This window comes from Pseudomonas hunanensis (genome assembly GCF_013393325.1).
In the GTDB taxonomy this organism is placed as follows: Bacteria; Pseudomonadota; Gammaproteobacteria; order Pseudomonadales; family Pseudomonadaceae; genus Aquipseudomonas; species Aquipseudomonas putida_P.
The window spans coordinates 177920-199275 of record NZ_QJRC01000084.1; the positions used below are offsets into that span (position 1 = coordinate 177920).

Consider the following 21356-nt stretch of genomic DNA (forward strand, 5'->3'; position numbering starts at 1 on the left):
CCTCGTCATTTCAGGTTCTGGCGCAACAGCATGGTGCCGCCGCGCTGGGTAAATTCAAGTTGCTGCAGGGCACTCATGCCCAGCAATACGGTGGGCCCGTCCAGGCCCGGTACCACGATGGCGCGTACGTCCTGCAGGCGGATATCGCCCAATTGCAGGCTGGCCAGACGCGTGCGGTAACCCTCGGTACGGCCGTTGGCAGTGCTGAGCAGCACCGGGCTGCCGCGTTCGAGGTTCAACTCGCGGGCCAGCGCTTCAGGGATCGCCACGTCGGTGGCACCGGTGTCGAGCATGAAGTGCACCACCTGGCCGTTGATCGCACCGTCGAGCACGAAGTGCCCTTGGCCGTTGCCCAACAGGCGCACTTCGATAAAACCTTCGCCATGCTCGGACTGCACCTGGCTATTGGGGTTGCGCTGGCTGTCCTCCCATTGGCCGAAAAAGCGCGTGGCAAGGAACAGCGCCGCCGCCCAAGCGACGACCATCAGCACCCTGCCCGCGCGCTTGCCCGGCGCCTGGCTCATGGCTTGGCGCTCCAGCCGCCTTGCGGCGCATCAAAACGCCAGACGATCGGGCGGGTTTCGCCATCGGCGCGGGCGCCGTTGTTGTTGTCCAGGCCGATCCAGGCGCCCTTGGCATCGATCACCAGTGCTTCGGCAAGGCCAAACGGCTGCGAATAGCGGCGTGATTCCACCAGCGCATCGGCAGCGAACGACCAGCAACGCTCGACCTTGCCACTGTCGGCATCCCGCCGGCACACCCGGTAGGCGTTACGTTCGAGGGTAAACAGCTTGCCCTCGTACCAGGCCAGGTCGGCGAAATCGCGCGACAAGGCCCGGGCATCGGGCATTTGCGCCGGCTGCATCTCGACCCCGGCCTCGCTCAGCAGCACGCAACTACGCCCGCAGGTCCATACCGATTGCTGGCGCTCGATAGCCACCAGGCCGCGGCGTTCACGCTCGGCGGCCAGCCACAGACGGTCCCCCGCCGGGTTGATCGCCAAGCCTTCGAACAGGGCATTGAAGTTCAGCAACATGCCACTGGCCCGGGCCTGACGCACCATGGCCGGGTCGATCTTCAACCAGTCCGGCTCGCCTTGCAGCGGCAATTGCAGCACCGCGGCATGGGCTTCACTGACCAGGTACAGGTTACCCGCCTGGTCACAGGTGATGCCTTCGAAATCCAGCTCGCCACCGCGAATGTACGACGCTGCCCAGTTGCGCGACTTCAGCCCCCACGGCAGGCCGCTTTCCGGCGGCGTTGGCGGGGTGAAGGTAAGCGGTTGTGCGCGCCAGGTGGTGTTCTGCTGGTCGAAGCGGTAAATGCGGTCGTCGTCGCGATCGGAAACACCCCACAGCCCGCCCCGACATTGCGCCAGGCCAGACAGGTTGCCACCGCGCATGCCATCGATCGGGTGCTCGCCACTGAGCTTCAGCTCTGGCCAGTTGCCCGCCAGGCAAGGCAGGGCAACCAGCGCAAGGCAAACGGCAAGTACTTGCCGAATCAAACCATGACCTCGGCCAGGTTGCCTTTGGTTTCCAGCCAACTCTTGCGGTCACCGGCGCGTTTCTTGGCCAGCAGCTTGTCCATCAGCTCGCAGGTGGCCTCCACGTCATCCAGGGTCAGCTGCACCAGGCGCCGGGTGTTCGGGTCCATGGTGGTTTCGCGCAGCTGTGGCGGGTTCATCTCGCCCAGGCCCTTGAAGCGGGTGACCTGCGGCTTGCCGCGCTTCTTCTCGGCCACCAGGCGGTCGAGAATGCCGTCACGCTCGGCTTCGTCGAGGGCGTAGTAGATTTCCTTGCCAAGGTCGATGCGGTACAGCGGCGGCATGGCCACGTACACATGCCCGGCCTCGACCAGCGCACGGAAGTGCTGGACGAACAGCGCGCACAGCAGCGTGGCGATGTGCAGCCCGTCGGAGTCGGCGTCGGCGAGGATGCAGATCTTGCCGTAGCGCAGCTGCGCAAGGTCGGTGGCACCCGGATCTACGCCGATGGCCACGGCAATGTTATGCACTTCCTGGCTGGCCAGGACTTCGCCACCGTCCACTTCCCAGGTGTTGAGGATCTTGCCGCGCAGCGGCAGGATGGCCTGGAACTCCTTGTCCCGCGCCTGCTTGGCCGAGCCACCTGCCGAGTCACCCTCAACCAGGAACAGTTCGGCACGCATCGGGTCCTGGCCGGCGCAATCGGCCAGCTTGCCAGGCAGTGCCGGGCCCTGGGTGATGCGCTTGCGTTCGACCTTTTTACTGGCCTTGAGGCGGCGCCCGGCGTTGCTGATGGCCAGCTCTGCCAGTTGCATGCCCAGCTCGGGGTGGGCGTTGAGCCAAAGGCTGAAGGCGTCCTTGACCACGCCGGAAACGAACGCGGCCGCCTCGCGCGATGACAGGCGCTCTTTGGTCTGCCCAGAGAACTGCGGCTCCTGCATTTTCATCGAGAGCACGAAGGAAATGCGCTCCCAGATGTCCTCTGGCGCAAGCTTCACGCCACGCGGCAGCAAATTGCGGAACTCGCAGAACTCACGCATGGCATCCAGCAGGCCCTGACGCAAGCCGTTGACATGGGTGCCGCCCTGAGCGGTGGGGATCAGGTTGACGTAGCTTTCCTGGATGCTGTCGCCACCTTCTGGCAACCACAGCAACGCCCAGTCCACGGCTTCCTTGTTGCCAGCCAGGCTGCCGCAGAACGGCTCGTCGGGCAGACGCTGGAATTCGCTGACCGAATCGACCAGGTAAGAACGCAGGCCATCTTCATAATGCCACTCGACCTTCTCGCCGCTGGCCTTGTCCTCGAAGGTGACCAGCAGGCCCGGGCACAGTACTGCCTTGGCCTTGAGCACGTGCTTGAGGCGGCTGATGGAGAACTTGGCCGAGTCGAAGTACTTGGGGTCGGGGCTGAAGTACACGCTGGTGCCGGTGTTGCGCTTGCCGACCGAGCCGACCACTTCCAGCTCGCTGGCCTTGAAGCCGTCGGCGAACGTCATCTGGTATTCGTTGCCGTCACGTTTGACACGCACGCGCACCTGGGTCGACAGGGCGTTGACCACCGAAATGCCCACACCATGCAGGCCGCCAGAAAACTGGTAGTTCTTGTTGGAGAACTTGCCGCCAGCGTGCAGCTTGGTGAGGATCAGCTCGACCCCGGACACGCCCTCTTCCGGGTGGATGTCCACCGGCATGCCACGGCCGTCGTCGCTGACTTCCAGCGAGTGGTCGGCATGCAGGATGACCTGCACCGAACGCGCGTGGCCGGCCAGGGCTTCGTCGACACTGTTGTCGATGACTTCCTGGGCCAGGTGGTTGGGGCGGCTGGTATCGGTGTACATGCCCGGCCGCTTGCGGACCGGGTCAAGGCCCGAGAGGACTTCGATGGCGTCTGCGTTATAGGCGCTAGCGCTGGGATTGGCCATAGGGTCTCGTCGTCAGTCTGGTGAGTGCAAAAAGTCAAAATACAGAAAAATCGAGCGCAGCATACTGCCCACGGGCAATGCCGGCGAACGCCAACAGTGCCGGCAGGCGCTCGGCGAAGCCTTGGAAGCTGTGGTCGCCACCGGCCTGAATGCGCAGGGCACAAGCACGGTAATAGCGCTCGGCGTGGCGATAGTCCAGGGTTTCATCGGCGGTCTGCAGCCACACTTGATAGCGGCTGGCATCTACCGGGGCCGGCACTTCCAGCTCGGCCAGTGCCTGCACGTGGTCGTGGGTCAGCTCCCAGGTTTCACCGCTGTAGTGATTGCGCTGGGTGCCCAGGTAACCGTCGAAATGCTTGTGCGGGGTTACCGCCGGGTTGACCAGCAACGCCTTGAGGCCATGGCGCTCGGCCAGATGGGTGGCATAGTAGCCGCCGAGCGAACTGCCCACCAACAGTGGCGCACCAAGTTCGGCGATGGCCGCTTCGAGCTGGGCGATGGCCTGGCGTGGGTGGTGGTGCAAGGCGGGCACACGTAGCTGGGCCGACAAGCCCAGTTGCTGCATCACGGCTTCGAGCTGGCGCGCCTTGGTCGAAAGCGGCGAGCTGTTGAAGCCATGGATATAGAGGATGGAACCCGACATGCTGCCCCCGGAATCTGTGGCTTCGCGCCTGATGGTGCGGGCGCAGGGACGCGCAGTGTAGCGCGTTCGCCGGGTTTTGACGCAGTGTCACGGGTTTCGCAACAATTTCTTCAATACCCTGGGCTATCGAAGTCGAGTTTCACAGCGAAGTCCAGCGCCCGCTCCACCCCGGTTTCCAGCCGCCCGTCGGCATGCAGACGCAACCAGCGGTAGCCCGGCTGCTCTTCGCTCACTTTGAAGTCTTCGCTGCGTGCGGCGAACTGGATACAGGTCGACGGAGTAGCCAGCAAGCGCCGCCCCCCGCGTACTTCATCCCACTCCTGATGCACATGCCCCCACAGCAAGGCCCGCACCTGTGGATAACCCTCGACAATGTCGAACAGCGCCTGGGCATTGCGCAAGCCGATCGGCGCGATCCAGGCGCAGCCAATGTCCACCGGCTGATGGTGGAAACACACCAGGCAATGCCGCTCGCCCGCATCTTTCAAGGCTTCTTTCAACACGGCCAACTGGCCATCTTCGAGAAACCCGTGGGTAGCGCCGTGCACGGCGGTGTTGAGCATGATGACGCGCCACGTACCCATATCGGTGACCGCTTGTACCAGCTCTGGCGCCACGTGCGCCATCACCTGGGCCTCGTCATGGTTGCCCGGCAACCAGCGGGTGGGCGCGGCAAACGTTGCGGTCAGTTCACGAAACGCTTCATAGGATGCAACGCTGGCGTCCTGGGACAGGTCGCCCGTACACAGCAACAAATCGACAAGCGGCTGCTCGCGCCGCACCTGGGCCACCACATGGCGCAGGCTGTCACGGGTTTTCAGGCCCAGCATGCTGCCGGCCGGGTCGGCGAACAGGTGGGCATCAGTCAGTTGCACCACATGCACGGGGCGGGATTGGTCTGGCGGCGACAACGGCCATCTCCTCGAACGATTTCAGCACGAATTATGGCTGCGCGAAGGTCACGAGCAAACACCCGCAACCGACCCACGTCACAATTCAGCGAACACTTGCCAGTTCATGGCCACAGGCCAGGCAGTGGCTGAGCCATTCACCGAGGAACAGGTTGAGCTGGGCCTTTTCGTCCGGCTGATGCATGGCCGCGTTCGGGTAGGGGTAAATACTGCGCAGGCGCCGGGTGTGTTCGGCGCTGACCACTTCGGCCATGCGTGCATCGTGATACACCTGCACTTCCAGGTGCGGCACGGGCAACCACGGCAGGCTGTGTTCCTGGCGCACATGCAGGGTGGTGGTATACGGGCAGGCCAGGACCACGTCGAGTACCAGCACGCCAAGCATCTGGTCGCCCTGGGTCATACCGATACGGCGCGAGCTTTGAGTGGTGCGCATGTCAGGCAACAGACGCATCAGCCGGGCGTAGTTGGCCTCGCAGGCTGCCTGCAGCCCGACCAGGTCGACTCGATAGCGCTCACGCAGCAGGTTCACTTCCACATACCTCGTACTTCGTCACGGTTCAGCGCCAGCCATTGCAGGCCAATGATGGTCGCTGCGTTGCAGATGCGCCCGTCGCGCACCGCCTGCAAGGCATCCTCGAACGACCACACACGCACACGGATGTCTTCACCCTCTTCTTCCAGGCCATGCAGGCCGCCCGCGCCCTGGCTGCTGCAACGGCCAAGGAACAGGTGAACATATTCGTCACTACCGCCAGGCGACGGGAAGTAACGCGTCATAGGCCACAGGGCGCTGAATGTCAGGCCAGCTTCTTCCTCAGCTTCGCGGTGAGCGACTTCCTCGGGTTGCTCGTCCTTGTCGATCAGCCCGGCAACCATTTCGATCAGCCAGGGGTTATCGACCTTGTCCAGTGCACCCACACGGAACTGTTCGATCAGCACCACTTCATCACGCAACGGGTCGTACGGCAGCACGCACACCGCATCGTGGCGCACGAACAGTTCACGGCTGATCTCGCGGCCCATGCCCCCGGCAAACAACTCATGGCGCAGGCGAAGCTTGTCGAGCTTGTAAAAGCCCTGGAAGCAATTGGCCCGCTCGATGATTTCGAAGCCCTTGGGCACTGAGTTCAACGCGTCTGACATGGAAATCCTCATTACCTCGAATACTGCTTCGCGCCATCCTACTCTGCACGCCTGCCGGTTTCATCCCTTTCTGGCAACCGCTGGCGCACTCAGGACAGCAGGTCTTCACTCTGTTAGCTTAGTGGCGAACTGAAGGCCGCGCAGACGGTCAAAGGCCGACTTTTCCCTGTTCTGCAAGGATCATCATGACACTTGTCAAACTGACTTCCGTGGCCGTGCTGGCACTCGCTCTAGGCGCCTGCCAGAGCCTGTTCACGCCCAACTACCGGGCTCCGCTCGAGGTCAAGCGCGACGCCTGGGAGCATGTCAAACCCGGCTGCAGCGAGCGTGACTGCCCGCTGGTGAATATCGACATGGTCCACTTCCCGGCCCTGCCCAAGCTCGATGGCATCGTTGAAAAACGCCTGCTGCAATTGACCGAAGACAATCAGCATGGCACCGCGCCAAGCACCCTGCAGGCCTACGAACAGCAATACCTGGCCAATGCCGACAAACGTAACAGCAGCTACTTGCAGGCCAAGGTACGCGAGCAGCATGACGGGCTGGTGATCATCGAGTTGTCCAGCTACCTGGACAGCGGTGGCGCCCACGGCATGCCGGGGCGTGGCTTCATCAACTACTCGCGCAAGCTGGACAAGGTACTGACCCTGCAGGACATGTTGGTGCCGGGCCAGGAGGACACCTTCTGGAAAACCGTCGAGGAGTCACACCGCGCCTGGTTGATGAGCGTGGGCATGGACAAGGACGCCGAGTTCGTCAAAACCTGGCCGTTCAAGAAGTCGCCGCACATCGCCCTGACGTACGGCGCGGTAGTGGTCAAGTACGAGGTCTATGCCATCGCGCCCTACTCCATGGGCCACGTGGAATTGAAGATCCCCTACCCACGCCTCAATGGCGTGCTCAAGCCTGAGCTGTTTCCCGGCCGCGGCTGAGGCTTAGCAGCCCATGCAGCACACCTGCCAGCAGCAATGCTGGCAGGGTAGCGCCCAGTTCCGGTGCATTAGCGGCAATCAGGTGATAGGCCGCCACACCCGCAAACCAGGCCACCAGCGCTTGCCAGTGCAAGCCATCGATTTGCGCAGGCAGGCGACGACGACGGATCACGTAATGGTCCATCAGCACCACACCGAACAGCGGCGCGAATACCGAACCGATCAGCAACAGGAAGTTCTCATACTGGGCCAAGGGGGCCAGCAGGGCGATCAAGGTGCACAGCACGCCGATCGCAAGTGCCAGGTGCTCGACCTTCAGCGGCAGCAGCACACCGGTTGAAACTGCCGCCGAGTGGATGTCGGCGAAGGCTTTTTCCGACTCATCCAGCAGAATCAGCAGCAACGGGATACCCATGCCGGCCCCCGCCAGCGCCAGCAGCAGCGCATTGACTTCGCCACTGGCGGCGAAAGCCAGGGTGTAGGCCACGCCCAGGCTCATCAGCCAGGTGTTGCCGATGAAATAGCCCACGACCGTGCCACCGAACACATGCTTGCCGTTGCGGGCGAAACGCGAGTAGTCGGCAATCAGTGGCAACCAGGACAGCGGCATGGCGATGACGATATCAAAGCCCACCGCCAGGGACATCGAACCGTCACCCGCGCGGCTCCACAGATCAGCCAGGTCGGCCTTGGCGAACAGGTTCCAGGTGAGCCAGACGCAAGCGCCCAGCAGCAACCAGATCCCCCAGGCGCGCAGCACCTTGCGCACGAAGGCCAGTGGCCCGCTGACGGCCAGCAAGGTGGCTAGCGCACCGAAACACAGGGTCCACAGCATCGGGCTGTTCCAGGCACTCTCCTCACCGAAGGCTCGCGCGCCCAACAGGCTGGCAGCATCGCGCATGACGATGATTTCGAACGCGCCCCAGCCCACCAGTTGCAGCAGGTTGAGCAACGCCGGCAAACGCGCGCCATGGCTGCCCAGGCTGAGTTTCAACGTGCCCATGGCGGACAGGCCGGTGTCGCTGCCGATCACCCCGGCGGCGCCCAGCAACAGCACACCGACACCGGTGCCCAGGGCGATGGCCAGCACCGCGCCGGCAAGGCCCAGGCCTGGCGCCAGCATGGCACCGACTTGCAGCACCATCAGGCCGATGCCTAGGGAGAACCACAGCGAAAACAGGTCGCGGGCACCGAAGATACGCTGGTGGGTGGGGACCGGGTGGTCGGGGGAGAATTGGCTGGGTGATGTCATGGTTGGCGCTCGCCGGCAATGTTGTTGGTGTTCTTGGCAAGGACTTCGTCCTCGAATCGCGACGCAAGGCCGCTCCCACAGTGGCCGCGCAGGCCTTGAGCCTTGTGCGGTCCCTGTGGGAGCGGCCTTGTGTCGCGAAAGGGCCGCTAAGCGGCCCCAGCGTTCTTACACTTTGTGGTACAGCTGGCTGCCTTCCTGGCGGAACCGCTCGGCCTGCTCACGCATGCCTTCTTCGACCGTCACATCCACGGCCTCGATCTTGGCGGCGTACTCACGCACTTCCTGGGTGATCTTCATCGAGCAGAACTTCGGCCCGCACATCGAGCAGAAGTGCGCGACCTTGGCCGATTCCTTCGGCAGCGTCTCGTCGTGGAAGGCACGGGCCGTGTCCGGGTCAAGGCCAAGGTTGAACTGGTCTTCCCAACGGAACTCGAAACGCGCCTTCGACAGGGCGTTGTCGCGAATCTGCGCACCTGGGTGGCCCTTGGCAAGGTCGGCGGCATGCGCGGCGATCTTGTAGGTGATGATGCCGGTCTTGACGTCGTCCTTGTTCGGCAGGCCCAAATGTTCCTTGGGCGTGACGTAGCAGAGCATGGCGCAACCGAACCAGCCGATCATCGCCGCACCAATACCCGAAGTGATGTGGTCGTAGCCCGGAGCAATGTCGGTGGTCAGTGGGCCGAGGGTGTAGAACGGCGCTTCGTCGCAGCACTCCAGCTGCTTGTCCATGTTCTCTTTGATCAACTGCATCGGCACGTGGCCAGGGCCTTCGATCATGCATTGCACGTCGTGCTTCCAGGCAATCTTGGTCAGTTCGCCGAGGGTTTCCAGCTCACCGAACTGCGCGGCGTCGTTGGCGTCGGCAATCGAGCCAGGGCGCAGGCCGTCGCCCAGCGAGAAGCTGACGTCGTAGGCCTTCATGATTTCGCAGATTTCGTCGAAGTGGGTGTACAGGAAGTTTTCCTTGTGATGCGCCAGGCACCACTTGGCCATGATCGAGCCCCCACGGCTGACGATACCGGTGACACGCTTGGCGGTCAGCGGCACATAACGCAGCAGCACACCGGCGTGAATAGTGAAGTAGTCCACCCCCTGCTCGGCCTGCTCGATCAGTGTGTCGCGGAACAGCTCCCAGGTCAGGTCCTCGGCCACGCCGTTGACCTTTTCCAGGGCCTGATAGATCGGCACGGTGCCGATCGGCACCGGCGAGTTGCGGATGATCCACTCGCGGGTTTCGTGAATGTGCTTGCCGGTGGACAGGTCCATGACCGTGTCCGAGCCCCAGCGGATGCCCCAGGTCAGCTTGGCCACTTCTTCCTCGATCGAGGACCCCAAGGCGCTGTTGCCGATGTTGCCGTTGATCTTCACCAGGAAATTGCGGCCGATGATCATCGGCTCAACTTCCGGGTGGTTGATGTTGGCCGGAATGATCGCGCGGCCACGGGCGATTTCCTGGCGGACGAATTCGGGGGTGATTTCTTTCGGGATGTTGGCACCGAAGCTGTGGCCAGCATGCTGCTCTTTGAGCAGGCCAGCTGCGCGGGCCTCCTGCAGCTTCATGTTTTCGCGGATGGCCACGTATTCCATCTCGGCGGTGATGATGCCCTGGCGGGCATAGTGCATCTGCGAGACGTTGGCGCCCGCCATGGCACGACGCGGATTGCGCACATGGGCGAAACGCAGCTTGGCCAGCTCGGCGTCGTTCAGGCGCTGCTGGCCGAAGTCGGAGCTCAGGCCGTCCAGGCGCTCGGTGTCACCACGGGCGTCGATCCACGCTGAACGCACGTCGGCCAGGCCTTTGCGCACGTCGATGATCACGTTGGGGTCGGTGTATGGGCCGGAGGTGTCGTACACCAGCACCGGGGCATTGGTCTCGCCACCAAAATCGGTAGGGGTGTCATCCAGGCTGATTTCACGCATGGGTACACGGATGTCCGGGCGCGAGCCTTCGACATAGACCTTGCGCGAACGCGGGAACGGTTGCACGGACTGCTGATCGACTTGTGCCGATTCGCTGAGGTTGATCGCTTTTTCTTGTTTGGTCATCACAGGCTCTCCAGACGGCTTCCTAGCAGTGGAATGTCGGGGTGAACCTGAAACGCGCGGACGCACCCTCTTTGGAGTGCAGTGCCGGGTATGGGGGTGCCTGAAGCTGCATGCAGCTGTGACAATCCCGGACCTGGCACAAGAGGCTCCCCGGGAAGGCGAGCAATCTTGTTCCCTACGCAGGCGCTAACCTGATCAGGTTCAACGGGATCCGCACCTCTGCGATCTCAGCCTTTGCTTCAAGGCACCCCGACAAGAACCTGCGCAGTCTAGACTGGAGTGGTCGGCAAAGCCAAGCGGGTAAATGCGCGGATGATGAAAGGCACACCAAGCGATTGTTGCCGGGTGCGCATGGCACTACACTGGCCCGTCGCGCGATACTCAACAGTTCAGTAATTAAATTTCGTACAAGGATTGCCTCTATGCTGCGCAAACTCTCACTGGCGATAGCCGTGTCTTGTGCGTCCAACGGAGTGGTCTGGGCAGCGGACGTGCCCCAATCAGTAAAGACCGACCTGGTCAGCGTCTATCAGGAAGCGGTCGACAACAACGCCGACCTGGCGGCGGCACGCGCCGATTACGGCGCCCGCAAAGAGGTGGTGCCCCAAGCCCGTGCCGGGTTGCTGCCAAACCTGTCGGCCGGCGCCGAAATGCTGAACACGCGCACCAAGCTGGACGAACCATCGACCACCAGCAACCGCAGCGGCAACACCTGGAGCGCCACCCTGGCTCAGCCGATCTTCCGCGCTGACCGCTGGTTCCAGCTGCAAGCGGCCGAAGCGGTCAACGAACAGGCAGCGCTGGAGCTGTCGGCGACCGAGCAGAACCTGATCCTGCAAACCGCGCAGAACTACTTCGCCGTACTTCGCGCACAGGACAACCTGGCCGCGACCAAGGCCGAGGAAGCGGCCTTCAAACGCCAGCTGGACCAGTCCAACGAACGCTTCGACGTCGGCCTTTCCGATAAGACCGACGTGCTGCAGTCCCAAGCCAGCTACGACACCGCCCGGGCCAACCGGATCATCGCCGAACGCCAGGTGCAAGACGCCTTCGAGGCCCTGGTGACCCTGACCAACCGCGAATACACCTCGATCCAGGGGGTGGTGCACACCCTGCCGGTGCAGGTGCCTACACCTAACGACGCCAAGGCCTGGGTAGAAACCGCTGGTCGCCAGAACCTCAACCTGTTGGCGACCAACTACGCGGTTTCCGCCGCCGAAGAAACCCTGCGCCAGCGCAAGGCCGGCCATGCGCCGACCCTTGACGCAGTGGCCAAGTACCAGAAAGGTGACAACGACAACTTCGGTTTCACCAACCCCGCACCAGCCCCCGTCACGCGCTACGGCGGCGATGTCGAGCAGACCAGCATCGGCCTGCAACTGAACATCCCGATCTACAGCGGCGGCCTGACCAGCTCGCAGGTGCGCGAGGCCTACCAGCGCCTGAGCCAGAGCGAGCAGCAACGCGAAAGCCTGCGCCGCCAGGTGGTGGAAAACACCCGCAACCTGCACCGCGCGGTGAACACCGATGTAGAGCAGGTACAGGCGCGCAAGCAGTCGATCATCTCCAACCAGAGTGCGCTGGAAGCCACCGAAATCGGTTACCAGGTCGGTACACGCAACATCGTCGACGTGCTCGATGCCCAGCGCCAGCTGTACACCTCGGTGCGCGACTACAACAACAGCCGCTATGACTACATTCTCGACAACCTGAGCCTGAAGCAGGCAGCCGGCACCCTGAGCCCGCAAGACCTGCAGGACCTCAAGCGTTACCTGAAAGCGGACTACAACCCGGACAAGGACTTCCTGCCACCGGACCTGGCGGCTGCCGCGGCGAAGAACTTCGAGCGCCGCCCTTGAGATAGATGTTGGCTTTTTCGCGGGCTCGCCCGCTCCCACAATTCAAATCCTGTGGGAGCGGGCAAGCCCGCGAAGAAGGCGATGCAATAATCAGCGGATAAGCGCACTCAGCCCATCGAGCAAGCGCTGCAGCGCCCCCTGATTGGCCTGCATCACCGCCCTGCCCGCCTCACCCATGCGTTGGGCATCCTGCGGCAGCTCGACCAGACGCCGCACAGCACCGGCCAGTCCATCGGTATCATCCACCTGCTGCAACGCCCCCGCCTCGCGCAGCATCGCGCTGATTTCGAGGAAGTTGAACACATGCGGCCCCATGAGCACCGGCAAGGCAAGCGCCGCAGGCTCCAACGGGTTGTGCCCGCCGGTCGCTACCAGGCTGCCACCGACGAAGGCAATGTCGGCCAAGGCATACAGAAACAGCAGTTCGCCCATGGTGTCGCCCAGCAATACCCGGGTTTGCCCATCGACCGGCGTGCCAGCAGAACGGCGCACGGTGGCGAATTGCTCGCTGCACAACGCGTGTACCGCATTGAATCGCTCGGGATGGCGCGGCACCAGGATCAGCAAGGCATCGCCATGCACCTGCAACAACTGCCGGTGCGCCTGCAAAATCAGCGCATCCTCGCCTTCATGGGTGCTGGCAGCAATCCACACTGGGCGCTGCTCGGCCCCCCACTGCTCACGCAGTGCCTTTGCACGTGGTAGCAGTTGCTCATCAATCTTCAGGTCGAACTTGATCGAGCCGGTGACCTGCACGCACTCAGTGCGCGCACCCAGGTCACGGAAACGCTGCGCCTCGGTTTCGGTCTGCACGGCAATCAGGCTCATTTCGGCCAGCATCGGCCGGGTCAGCTTGGCAAAGCGCCCATAACCACGGGCCGAGCGCTCGGATAACCGCGCATTGGCCAGCGCTACCGGAATCCCGCGTTTGGCGCACTGGTGGATGTGGTTGGGCCACAGCTCGGTTTCCATGATGATGCCCAGCTTCGGCCGCACATGGTCGAGAAAACGCCCCGCCGCCCATGGCAGGTCGTAGGGCAGGTAGCAGTGCTGCACGCGCGGTTCGTCGGCGAACATGGCGCGAATACGCTCGGAACCGGTGGGAGTCATGCAGGTAAGGGTGATGGGCAGTTCGGGGTAGGCCTTGAGCAGGGCACGCACCATGGGCGCGGCAGCAATGCTCTCACCCACCGACACCGCATGCACCCAGATGCCGCCCTGGCGCATGGTCGGCAGCTTGAAGGCAAAGCGCTCACCGATACGCTGGCCATAGGCCGGCGCCTTGCGTGCGCGCAGGTACAGGCGCAGCGCAACCAGCGGCAGGCCCAGGTGAAACAGCAAGGTATAGAGTGTTCTGTTCATGGCGGCGAAGTTTACCCGATCGCACGCAGGTGTACTGCAAAGCGCTCGGCCAGCCACTGCGCAGCGGGCCCCAGTGGCTCATCGCGGCGCCAGGCCAGCTCCGCCACCAGCGCCGGCGGGCGCCACTCACTGTCCAGTTCGACCATGTGCGCCTGGTAGGTCGGGTACTGCACCACGTGCCGCGGCAGCCAGGCCCAGCCCAGGCCGCGCATCAGCAGTTCAGCCATGGCGTAGAAGCTGTCGGCACGCCATACCTGCGGGCTGATTGCCTCGCCGCCAGGGTAACCGCTTTGCTGTGGGGTGATGAGTAATTGCCGGTGGCGCGCCAGTTGCTGGCGGGTTGCCCGGCCTTGCCCCGCGAGCGGGTGGCCGACTGCGCACACCGTGACCATTTCGACGCTGCCCAGGACGCGACGCTCCAGCGAAGACGGGATGCTTTCATGGTGGAAGAACAGCCCCAGATCGGCTCGGCGCTCAACCAGCTTGCGCGCTACATCGCCCTGGGCGCCGCTGGCTAGTTGTACCTCCAGGTACGGGAAGCGGCTGGCCAGTTCGTCGAGGCTGTCGATCACCGGTTGATAAGGCATGGCCTCATCCTGAGCAACCCGCAGCAAGGCCTCCTGCCCACGCATCAGGGCCAGGGCGCGACCATCCAGGTGTTCGCACTGGCGCAGCAGTTCGCGGGCGTCTTCCAGCAACGCGCTGCCACTTTCGGTCAGTTTTGGTTGCCGGCCGCTGCTGCGCTCGAACAACGTGACACCCAAGTCTGCTTCCAGCAGGGCGATGGCATTGCTGATGGCCGATTGGGCCTTGCGTTGTTCGCGGGCCACGGCAGAAAACGAGCGCAATTCGGCGACGCGCAAAAAAATACGCAACTGCTCCAGACTCCATTGCTCAGCCATCATCCTATCCCCATATCAGATAGGTAATGACTTTACCGCATCTGGCCAAGGTCTAGAATGCCCAACCAGTTACCGGAGGATCCCGCCATGAATGCCTACACCTACCTCGCCATTGCCATCTGCGCAGAAGTCATCGCCACCGCTTCGATGAAAGCGGTGAAGGGCCTGAGCACGCCGTTGCCACTGCTGCTGATGGTGGTGGGGTATGGCGTTGCCTTCTGGATGCTGACCTTGGTGGTGCGCAGCATTCCTGTAGGGATTGCCTATGCCATCTGGTCGGGGCTGGGGATTGTGCTGATCAGTGTGGCGGCATTGGTGATCTACGGGCAGAAGCTCGATGTGCCGGCGATGCTGGGCATGGCCATGATTGTGGGGGGCGTGGTGGTGATACAGCTGTTTTCGAAAGCGGCTGGGCACTGAGGCTGGCTTGCCGGCGATAGGGCCCTCTCAGGTATAGCCTGTATACTTGCCAGCTGTCCCAGTCTTCGAGGTACCGCCATGCCATCTGCCATTTCCACTGACGTGCTGATCGTCGGCGCCGGGGTCGCAGGCCTCTGGCTCAATGCCCGCCTGCGCCGCCAGGGCTACTCGACAGTGCTGGTGGAACGCGCCAGCCTTGGCGGCGAGCAGACCATCAAGTCGCAGGGCATCATCCACGGCGGCACCAAGTACGCCCTCCACGGTGCCCTGACCGGCGCCTCGGAAGCCATTGCCGACATGCCGCGCCGCTGGCGCGAAGCCTTGAGCGGCAGTGGCGAACTGGACCTGAGCGGCACTCGCCTGCTGTCCGATGCGCACTACCTGTGGTCGCCAGGCACCCTGGCCGGCAACCTCACCAGCTTCTTCGCCAGCAAGGCCGTACGTGGGCGAGTCGACCAAGTAAAAGGTGAGCAACTGCCGCCGGCCCTGCAAGACCGCGCCTTCAAGGGCAAGGTTTACCGCCTGGCCGAACTGGTCATCGACGTGCCCAGCCTGCTGGCCAACCTGGCCGAACTGGCGGGCGACAGCCTGCTGGCTGGGGAGCGCATTGAGCCGCTGCGCGAAAACGACGAGCTGGTCGGCCTGCGCGTTGACGGTCGCGACATCCGTGCCCAACGCGTCGTGCTCAGCGCCGGCGCCGGCACCGAGGAACTGCTGCACGCCCTGGGCCTGAACCAACCGGCCATGCAAACACGGCCGCTGCACATGGTCATGGCCAAAGGCGCCAACCTGAAACCCCTTTACGCTCACTGCCTGGGTGGCGGGCCCAAGCCGCGCGTTACGGTGACCACCCATCCGGCAGCCGATGGCCAGTGGGTCTGGTACCTGGGCGGCGACCTGGCCGAAGCCGATGGCGTGGCGCGCGAGCCAGCCGCACAAATCGCCGCAGCGCAAAAGGAAATCGCCAACCTGCTGCCATGGGTCGACCAAAGCTTGGTGCGCTGGGCCACCCTGCGCGTCGACCGCGCCGAACCTGCGCAATCGGGCCTGGTACGCCCGGACAATGCCTTCCTTGCCGACCAGCAGCGCCTGCTGGTGGGCTGGCCGACCAAGCTGGCGCTGGCACCTGACTTCAGCGACCGGGTCATCAGCCACCTGGAGCGCGACGGCATCCGTCCACAAGCACAAGCCGACCTGGCCGACCTGCCACGCCCACCGCTGGGCGTACCGGCTTGGGAGCAACTGCTGCCATGACCTTGCCAACCCTGCACGACTTCCATCGCCCGCTGGGCAGCACCGGCTTCAAGGTTTCACCGCTGGGCCTGGGCACGGTAAAACTGGGCCGCGACCAAGGTGTGAAATACCCCACCGGCTTCACCATCCCCGGCGATGACGAAGCCCGCTTGCTGCTGGCCCAGGCCCGCGAGCTTGGCATCAATCTGATCGACACCGCCCCGGCTTATGGCCGCAGTGAAGAACGCCTCGGCCCGCTGCTGCGCGGCCAGCGCGATGAATGGGTGATCGTCAGCAAGGTCGGCGAAGAATTCGATCAAGGCCAATCGCATTTCGATTTCAGTGCCGCCCACACCCGCCGCTCGGTGGAGCGCAGCCTGCGACGCCTGGAAACCGACCGCATCGAACTGGTACTGGTACATTCCGACGGTAACGACCTGGCCATCCTCGAACAGCAGGAGGTCTACCAGACCCTGGCAGCGCTCAAGCAGGAGGGCAAGATCCTTGGCTTCGGCCTGTCCGGCAAGACCGTCGCCGGCGGCCTGAAGGCGCTGGAGCAAGGCGACTGCGCCATGGTCACCTACAACCTCAACGAGCAGGCAGAACGCCCGGTGCTGGACTACGCTGCCGAACACGGCAAGGCCATCCTGGTAAAAAAGGCCCTGGCCAGCGGGCATATCTGCCTGGCCCCGGGCGTTGACCCGGTGCAGGCCAGCTTTGAGCTGCTGTTCGCCCACCCCGGCGTCAGCAGTGCTATCGTCGGCACCATCAACCCGTTGCACCTGGCCCATAACGTGGCCACCGTCGCCCGTATCCTGGGCCAGCATTGAGTTACCCCTGGCCCAAGGGCCAGGAGACTGACCCGACGCAAGGAGTAGCCTCGTGGCGCGAACGCTGATCCGCAAGAACCCGAGCAACTTCAAGACACTGCCACTGCATGTCGAGGCCACGGCTGAAGGCCTGATCTACCAAAGCATCGGCATGCCGCTGAACTTTGCCCAGACCCAGCAGCGGCGCAAGGCGATCCAGTTACCCGACGTGCAGCGTTTTGTGGTCGAACTGGCAAACCTGGGCGTGTCGGTGCGCCTTACCCTGCATTGGCAAAACCGCGATTACTGGGTGCTGGTGCGCCAGCGCCGGCAAGACCGTGGCGACGTGGTGCTGAAACTGATTTCCGGTTATGTACCGGCGCAGGAGTTGAACCTGCCGCTGCACACGGCTGTGCAGGAAGTGGCCGAGGAGTGCCTGCTGGAAACCCCAGAGGGCTGGCTTGGCGGGCGTTTCAACGATACCTGGCTGCCCGTCCCTTACGCTGCCGCCCTGCACTACCGTGAAACGCCGCACTTCGTGCTGGCCCCGCAGTCCGGCGCAGCACGCCCGGTACACTGCGGCCAGCTGATGCTGCTGGAGCGCCCACGGGCCTATGTGCACTTGCCCACCGCCTCGCTGCAACTGATCTACGATATGCGCCTGCAGGTACCCCGTGAGGCCAAGAAACTCAGCCTGTTCCACGTCGATGAACGGCTGGAGGGCGGCCAGCTGGTGGCGCGACTCAACCGCAAACGGCCAGACCTGTATCTGATGCCGTTAAAGGACGGCCAGCCGCTGGCGGAGCTGTATACGCTTAAAAAGGATGAGCTGGTGCCGGCGAGCACACGCGGGCTGTACCTGGCCGAGAGTTTTGCCCGGCAGGAAGGCTGGGTGGTGGCGGATGAGCGGGTACGCTGGAAGGACTGGGTGAAGCAGCAGGGGCTGGTGGAAAACAAGCCGGTGAAGGCATCGCACCTGCAGCGCTTTGGCGACAAGGCGCGGGCACTGCTGGAGCGGGCTCGTACTAGCCTGAACAAGTGATAGCGGGGCTGCTCTGCAGCCCCAGCTGTATCAGTTCTTGCGAATCTTCTCGACAATCGCCGTGGTCGAGCTGTTCTCGACCAGCCCCAGCACCTTCACGGTGCCGCCATAGGCCTTGACGATATCGGCACCCACCACCTGGTCGATGCCGTAGTCGCCACCCTTGACCAGCACATCCGGCTTGACCTGGCTCAGCAGGTTTTCCGGGGTGCCTTCCGGGAAGCTGATCACCCAGTCCACCGCGCCCAAGCCGGCCAGTACGGCCATGCGCCGGTCGACACTGTTGATTGGCCGGCCCGGCCCTTTCAGGCGGCTGACCGAAGCATCGTCGTTGACCGCGACGATCAGGCGATCGCCTTGGGCCCGTGCCTGTTCCAGGTAGGTGACATGCCCGGCATGCAGGATGTCGAAGCAGCCGTTGGTGAAGACGATCTTCTCTTTGTGTGCCCGCGCGTCATCGATGGCCAGCAGCAGTTGCTCCAGGCCCAGTACACCGCGCTCGGAGCCTTCCTCACGCTGGATGGCGCGGCGCAGTTCAGGGGCGCTGATGGCCGCCGTACCCAGCTTGCCGACCACGATGCCTGCCGCCAGGTTGGCCAGGGCCACAGCATGGGGCAGGTCCTCGCCAGCGGCAATGGCTGCGGCGAGGGTGGAGATGACGGTATCACCGGCACCGGTCACGTCGAACACTTCACGTGCCCGCGCCGGCAGGTGCAGCGCCGGCTGGCCCACGCGCAGCAGGGTCATGCCGTGCTCGCCACGGGTTACCAGCAAGGCGCCGAGGTCCAGGTCCTGCAGCAGTTGCAAACCCTTGGCAACCAGGTCGGCCTCATCGGTGCAACGGCCAACGATGGTCTCGAACTCGCTGAGGTTCGGGGTGATTAGGCTGGCACCACGGTAAATGGAAAAATCCTTGCCCTTGGGGTCGGCCAGCACCGGAATGCCTTTGGCCCGCGCCGCCTGGATCAGGCTTTGGTGATTCTTCAGCGCGCCCTTGCCGTAGTCGGACAGAACCAGCACCTTGACACCCTCGAGCAGGCTGTCGACCTCGGTGGCCAGCGACAATGGGTCGGTGGCGAACGGCTCTTCGAAATCGATACGCAGCAGTTGCTGGTGACGGCTCATGACCCGCAGCTTGACGATGGTCGGCTGATGCGCGATGCGCTGGAACACCGAACGCACACCGGCAGCCTGCAGGCTGTTGGCCAGGCTGTCGGCAGCTTCGTCCTGGCCGGTGACGCCGATCAGCGAAGCCGGCGCGCCCAGCGCGGCAATGTTCAAGGCAACGTTGGCCGCGCCGCCGGGGCGATCCTCGATTTGATCGACCTTGACCACCGGGACTGGCGCTTCAGGCGAAATACGCGAAGTACCGCCATGCCAGTAGCGGTCGAGCATGACATCGCCGACCACCAGTACCGGGGCTTGATCGAAACGCGGCATGGACAACTTCATGGGCAACCCATATGGAAATAATGAACAGGGGCAGGATATTAGCACAGGGTAGTCGACGGCTTTATGGCCAGATCGTACCCAGAAAATTCCCGTGACAATCGGGGCCATGACGGCCCCGATCAAGGAGGGTTCAGGTGATATCGGCCTTGGCCGGCTCATCCAGGCCCATGGCATGCAAGCGGGCATAATGGCCATTGGCCGCAAGCAGCTCGGCATGCGTGCCACGCTCGACCAGGCGGCCCTGGTCCATGACCAGGATCTGGTCGGCCTTCTCGATCGTCGACAGGCGGTGAGCGATCACCAGCGTGGTACGGCCTTGCATCACGTGATCCAGGGCAGCCTGGATATGCCGCTCGGACTCTGTATCCAACGCAGAAGTAGCCTCGTCGAGGATCAGCAGCGGCGCGTTTTTCAGCAGCGCCCGTGCAATTGCCAGGCGCTGGCGCTGGCCACCGGACAGCAGTACACCGTTCTCTCCCACTTCGGTATCGAAGCCCTTCGGCAGCCGGTCGACGAACTCCTTGGCGTAGGCATCGGCTGCGGCGGCTTCGATGTCTGCGCGTGGGGCACCGGCCAAGTCACCGTAGGCGATGTTGTTGGCCACGGTGTCGTTGAACAGGGTGACGTGCTGGGTTACCTGCGAAACATGGCGACGCAGGTTGCGCAGGCGATAGTTTTCGATTTCCACGCCATCGAGCAGAATCTGCCCCTGGTCGTGGTGATAGAAGCGTGGGATAAGCGCCGCCAAGGTCGACTTGCCACTGCCGGAACGGCCGACCAGGGCGATCATCTGCCCAGGTTCGGCGACAAAACTGATGTCGCTCAGCACTTCACGCTCGGTACCCGGGTAGGTGAAGCTCAGGTTGCGCACTTCCAGGCGCCCTTCCACACGCTCCTTCTCGACAGTACCGGTGTCCAGCTCAGGCTCTTCGTCCAACTGCTCGAAGATGCTCTCGGCACCTGCCAGGCCCTTCTGGATGGTCGAGCTGACTTCCGACAGCTGGCGAATCGGCTTGGGCAGCAGGCCAGCAGCAGTGATATAGGCTACCAGGTCACCGGCGGTGGACTCGCCCCGCAGGAACAGCACCAGGAACATCAGCGCGGCCATGGCGCTGTAGATCACCAGTTGCAGCATCGGCGTGTACAGCGAGCCGGTCTTGGTCATGCGCAGTTGCTTGTCGGTGTTGCTCTGGCTGGCTTTGCCGAAACGCTGCTCCTCGTAGGCCTCGCCGCCGAAGCTGCGGACCACGCGGTAGCCCTGGATGGTTTCCGACGCCACGTGGGTAACGTCGCCCATTGCCACCTGGATCTTCTTGCTCTGCTTGCGGAATTTCTTGCTGGCGATGCTGACCATGACCGCGATCACCGGCAGGATGGCGACCATCACCAGGGTCAGGTGCCAGTTCATCCACAGCAGGTAGGCAAACAGGAACACCACGGTCAGGCCTTCGCGGATCACCACCTTGATGGCATCGGTGGCCGCGCCGGTGACCATGGTCACGTTGAAGGTGATGCGCGAAATCAGGTGACCGGAGTTGTGGTTGTCGAAGTAGCGGTTAGGCAGCACCAGCAGCTTGTTGAACAACTCCACACGCAGGTCGTGCACCAGGCACAGGGACACCTTGGCCAGGAAGTAGTTGCCGAGGAACGAGCCCAGGCCCTGCCAGGCGGCGATCAGGATGATCAGCAGCGGCACCGCCTGCAGCAATTGCAGGTCACGCAGGTAGGGCACGTTGGGGAACAACACCGCTTCGGGGTTGCTCAGGCCATCGACGAAATACTTGAGAATGCCGGCCAGCATCGGCTGGGTCGAGGCAAAGATCACGAAACCGACAATGCTCAGCAGGAAAATGCCGACATAGGGTTTCACATAGCTCAGCAGCCGGAAGTAGATCTTCAGGCTGGAGGTGTGCTCCGCCGGTCGCGGGGTTTCGGCCAT

General features: G+C 63.3%; 19 protein-coding genes and 1 riboswitch. Of the genes, 6 read left to right on the plus strand and 13 right to left on the minus strand.

Going from position 1 to position 21356, the window contains the following annotated elements; translation table 11 throughout:
• Positions 1-5: 5 nt before the first annotated feature.
• The 7 genes from DM807_RS11950 to DM807_RS11980 all read right to left on the minus strand — a co-directional run bounded on the left by DM807_RS11950 (position 6) and on the right by DM807_RS11980 (position 6108).
• A complete protein-coding gene (locus DM807_RS11950; protein WP_012274477.1) occupies positions 6-524 on the minus strand; it encodes a retropepsin-like aspartic protease family protein in 519 nt (172 codons plus the stop codon).
• Positions 521-1507 carry an esterase-like activity of phytase family protein gene (locus tag DM807_RS11955; protein ID WP_012274478.1) on the minus strand — a complete coding sequence of 329 codons (987 nt, stop codon included), beginning with the start codon at positions 1505-1507 and terminating at the stop codon, positions 521-523. The genes DM807_RS11950 and DM807_RS11955 overlap by 4 nt, the downstream gene beginning before the upstream one ends.
• Positions 1504-3408 carry a DNA topoisomerase IV subunit B gene (gene parE, locus DM807_RS11960; protein WP_060493956.1) on the minus strand — a complete coding sequence of 635 codons (1905 nt, stop codon included), beginning with the start codon at positions 3406-3408 and terminating at the stop codon, positions 1504-1506. The genes DM807_RS11955 and parE overlap by 4 nt, the downstream gene beginning before the upstream one ends.
• A gap of 34 nt (positions 3409-3442) precedes the next feature.
• Complete coding sequence (locus tag DM807_RS11965) at positions 3443-4051, minus strand: YqiA/YcfP family alpha/beta fold hydrolase (RefSeq protein ID WP_012274480.1); 609 nt, start codon at positions 4049-4051, stop codon at positions 3443-3445.
• A gap of 110 nt (positions 4052-4161) precedes the next feature.
• Positions 4162-4962, minus strand: a complete 801-nt coding sequence (gene cpdA / locus DM807_RS11970; RefSeq protein ID WP_012274481.1) for a 3',5'-cyclic-AMP phosphodiesterase — start codon at positions 4960-4962, stop codon at positions 4162-4164.
• Between the two features lie 85 nt (positions 4963-5047).
• Entirely contained in the window at positions 5048-5500 is a 453-nt protein-coding gene (locus DM807_RS11975; protein WP_041166609.1) for a DUF1249 domain-containing protein, read from the minus strand.
• Complete coding sequence (locus tag DM807_RS11980) at positions 5491-6108, minus strand: NUDIX domain-containing protein (protein ID WP_012274483.1); 618 nt, start codon at positions 6106-6108, stop codon at positions 5491-5493. The genes DM807_RS11975 and DM807_RS11980 overlap by 10 nt, the downstream gene beginning before the upstream one ends.
• Before the next feature lie 185 nt (positions 6109-6293).
• On the opposite strand from DM807_RS11980, the gene DM807_RS11985 reads away from it, so the two are divergent.
• Positions 6294-7040, plus strand: coding sequence for an RsiV family protein (locus tag DM807_RS11985; protein ID WP_012274484.1), 747 nt, complete (start codon positions 6294-6296; stop codon positions 7038-7040).
• Here DM807_RS11985 and cytX read toward each other — a convergent pair.
• Both cytX and thiC read right to left on the minus strand, forming a co-directional pair.
• Positions 7009-8292, minus strand: coding sequence for a putative hydroxymethylpyrimidine transporter CytX (gene cytX, locus DM807_RS11990; RefSeq protein WP_012274485.1), 1284 nt, complete (start codon positions 8290-8292; stop codon positions 7009-7011). The two genes, DM807_RS11985 and cytX, sit on opposite strands and share 32 nt — an antisense overlap.
• Before the next feature lie 165 nt (positions 8293-8457).
• Positions 8458-10338 carry a phosphomethylpyrimidine synthase ThiC gene (gene thiC / locus DM807_RS11995; RefSeq protein ID WP_179027406.1) on the minus strand — a complete coding sequence of 627 codons (1881 nt, stop codon included), beginning with the start codon at positions 10336-10338 and terminating at the stop codon, positions 8458-8460.
• A gap of 155 nt (positions 10339-10493) precedes the next feature.
• A riboswitch (TPP riboswitch) is annotated at positions 10494-10600 on the minus strand.
• A gap of 160 nt (positions 10601-10760) precedes the next feature.
• On the opposite strand from thiC, the gene DM807_RS12000 reads away from it, so the two are divergent.
• Positions 10761-12197 carry a TolC family outer membrane protein gene (locus DM807_RS12000; protein ID WP_012274487.1) on the plus strand — a complete coding sequence of 479 codons (1437 nt, stop codon included), beginning with the start codon at positions 10761-10763 and terminating at the stop codon, positions 12195-12197.
• Between the two features lie 90 nt (positions 12198-12287).
• Here DM807_RS12000 and waaA read toward each other — a convergent pair whose 3' ends face one another.
• Both waaA and DM807_RS12010 read right to left on the minus strand, forming a co-directional pair.
• Positions 12288-13559 (minus strand): lipid IV(A) 3-deoxy-D-manno-octulosonic acid transferase, encoded by a 1272-nt coding sequence (gene waaA, locus DM807_RS12005; protein ID WP_060493959.1) that lies wholly within the window; start codon positions 13557-13559, stop codon positions 12288-12290.
• 11 nt (positions 13560-13570) lie between these two features.
• Positions 13571-14461 (minus strand): LysR family transcriptional regulator, encoded by an 891-nt coding sequence (locus DM807_RS12010; RefSeq protein WP_041166801.1) that lies wholly within the window; start codon positions 14459-14461, stop codon positions 13571-13573.
• An 87-nt stretch (positions 14462-14548) separates the two neighbouring features.
• Here DM807_RS12010 and DM807_RS12015 point away from each other — a divergent pair, with 87 nt between their 5' ends.
• From DM807_RS12015 to DM807_RS12030, 4 genes are all read left to right on the plus strand, one after another.
• Positions 14549-14881 (plus strand): DMT family transporter, encoded by a 333-nt coding sequence (locus tag DM807_RS12015; protein WP_012274490.1) that lies wholly within the window; start codon positions 14549-14551, stop codon positions 14879-14881.
• A gap of 78 nt (positions 14882-14959) precedes the next feature.
• A complete protein-coding gene (locus tag DM807_RS12020) occupies positions 14960-16135 on the plus strand; it encodes an NAD(P)/FAD-dependent oxidoreductase (RefSeq protein ID WP_060515509.1) in 1176 nt (391 codons plus the stop codon).
• On the plus strand, positions 16132-16944 hold the full coding sequence (locus DM807_RS12025; RefSeq protein ID WP_012274492.1) for an aldo/keto reductase: 813 nt from the start codon (positions 16132-16134) through the stop codon (positions 16942-16944). The genes DM807_RS12020 and DM807_RS12025 overlap by 4 nt, the downstream gene beginning before the upstream one ends.
• 52 nt (positions 16945-16996) lie before the next feature.
• On the plus strand, positions 16997-17965 hold the full coding sequence (locus tag DM807_RS12030; RefSeq protein ID WP_012274493.1) for a hypothetical protein: 969 nt from the start codon (positions 16997-16999) through the stop codon (positions 17963-17965).
• 30 nt (positions 17966-17995) lie between these two features.
• Here the strand turns inward: DM807_RS12030 and hldE are convergent, their stop codons facing one another.
• Together hldE and msbA are read right to left on the minus strand one after the other, a co-directional pair.
• Complete coding sequence (gene hldE / locus DM807_RS12035; protein ID WP_012274494.1) at positions 17996-19417, minus strand: bifunctional D-glycero-beta-D-manno-heptose-7-phosphate kinase/D-glycero-beta-D-manno-heptose 1-phosphate adenylyltransferase HldE; 1422 nt, start codon at positions 19415-19417, stop codon at positions 17996-17998.
• A gap of 130 nt (positions 19418-19547) precedes the next feature.
• Positions 19548-21356 carry a lipid A export permease/ATP-binding protein MsbA gene (gene msbA, locus DM807_RS12040; RefSeq protein ID WP_012274495.1) on the minus strand — a complete coding sequence of 603 codons (1809 nt, stop codon included), beginning with the start codon at positions 21354-21356 and terminating at the stop codon, positions 19548-19550.

What these genes read in the sequence shown, in the direction of transcription:
- waaA (WP_060493959.1), bottom strand. Translation starts at nt 13,559, where the DNA reads ATGAACAGAACACTCTATACCTTGCTGTTTCACCTGGGCCTGCCGCTG.
- cytX (WP_012274485.1), bottom strand. Translation starts at nt 8,292, where the DNA reads ATGACATCACCCAGCCAATTCTCCCCCGACCACCCGGTCCCCACCCAC.
- parE (WP_060493956.1), bottom strand. Translation starts at nt 3,408, where the DNA reads ATGGCCAATCCCAGCGCTAGCGCCTATAACGCAGACGCCATCGAAGTC.
- DM807_RS12025 (WP_012274492.1), top strand. Translation starts at nt 16,132, where the DNA reads ATGACCTTGCCAACCCTGCACGACTTCCATCGCCCGCTGGGCAGCACC.
- DM807_RS12020 (WP_060515509.1), top strand. Translation starts at nt 14,960, where the DNA reads ATGCCATCTGCCATTTCCACTGACGTGCTGATCGTCGGCGCCGGGGTC.
- DM807_RS11980 (WP_012274483.1), bottom strand. Translation starts at nt 6,108, where the DNA reads ATGTCAGACGCGTTGAACTCAGTGCCCAAGGGCTTCGAAATCATCGAG.
- msbA (WP_012274495.1), bottom strand. Translation starts at nt 21,356, where the DNA reads ATGGCCGAAACCCCGCGACCGGCGGAGCACACCTCCAGCCTGAAGATC.
- DM807_RS12010 (WP_041166801.1), bottom strand. Translation starts at nt 14,461, where the DNA reads ATGGCTGAGCAATGGAGTCTGGAGCAGTTGCGTATTTTTTTGCGCGTC.
- DM807_RS11965 (WP_012274480.1), bottom strand. Translation starts at nt 4,051, where the DNA reads ATGTCGGGTTCCATCCTCTATATCCATGGCTTCAACAGCTCGCCGCTT.
- DM807_RS12000 (WP_012274487.1), top strand. Translation starts at nt 10,761, where the DNA reads ATGCTGCGCAAACTCTCACTGGCGATAGCCGTGTCTTGTGCGTCCAAC.
- DM807_RS11950 (WP_012274477.1), bottom strand. Translation starts at nt 524, where the DNA reads ATGAGCCAGGCGCCGGGCAAGCGCGCGGGCAGGGTGCTGATGGTCGTC.
- thiC (WP_179027406.1), bottom strand. Translation starts at nt 10,338, where the DNA reads ATGACCAAACAAGAAAAAGCGATCAACCTCAGCGAATCGGCACAAGTC.
- DM807_RS11985 (WP_012274484.1), top strand. Translation starts at nt 6,294, where the DNA reads ATGACACTTGTCAAACTGACTTCCGTGGCCGTGCTGGCACTCGCTCTA.
- hldE (WP_012274494.1), bottom strand. Translation starts at nt 19,417, where the DNA reads ATGAAGTTGTCCATGCCGCGTTTCGATCAAGCCCCGGTACTGGTGGTC.
- DM807_RS12015 (WP_012274490.1), top strand. Translation starts at nt 14,549, where the DNA reads ATGAATGCCTACACCTACCTCGCCATTGCCATCTGCGCAGAAGTCATC.